We start from the raw sequence: 708 nt of genomic DNA on the forward strand, positions 1-708 counted from the left end.
GCATGAGTTCTCTAGTCAGGGCTAGGACCTCCTGGCCGGCCTCGAGCCGCGGGTTCAGGGTGGTGTGGCGGATGACCGCGGCACGGATGTGGAAGTAGCAGCGCTGGATCCGGGTGCGGCGCCACTGCTGGTCCAGCGCGGCGCGTAGCCCGGCGCCACCGTCGGTGACCACCACATCCGGGGCTGGAAAAGCCTTGAACAGGGCTGCCCAGGCGGCTTTGGACTCGCGGTCGCACCACTGCCAGCCGATCACGTGCTCACCATCGTGGGCGATGAGCACGCACCAGCCGTTGAAGTAGGTGCCATCGACAATGACCTGCCGGTGAACCTCCCCGGTGGAATCAGGCTGGGGCACTTCTATGTCCCAGCACCAGGCGGTGGAGAACCGCAGTGAACGTCCGGTGCCGCTGCCGGCTTGCTTCTGGCTGTCCTTGCCCAGCAGCCAAGATAGGAACGCATTCAGCTGGGCTCGACGCGTCACATCGGCGCGGGACTGGGTCGTGGAGGAGCCGCATACTTTGCACCGCCACCGGGTTCGTCCTGCACTGGTCTTGCCGTTCTTGACCAGCTTGGCGCCACATACACCACAAACCGGCTGATTCGAGGGAGGAGTCACCCCACATGCTTTCAAAGCATGTGCAGGACCCTACATCGGCGTCAGATCAAGGATCCGGGGCCAACGTGTACACACATTCTTGCCTATAACCC

At 63.6% G+C, this 708-nt stretch carries 1 protein-coding gene; it reads right to left on the reverse strand.

Annotation, left to right across the window (positions count from 1 at the left end):
- Window positions 1-616 (reverse strand): IS1/IS1595 family N-terminal zinc-binding domain-containing protein (locus FEF26_RS15515; RefSeq protein ID WP_208012965.1); only part of this gene is annotated, 616 nt, incomplete at its 3' end.
- Between the last annotated feature and the right edge of the window lie 92 nt (window positions 617-708).

This window comes from Nesterenkonia salmonea (assembly GCF_005771525.1).
GTDB lineage: Bacteria > Actinomycetota > Actinomycetes > Actinomycetales > Micrococcaceae > Nesterenkonia > Nesterenkonia salmonea.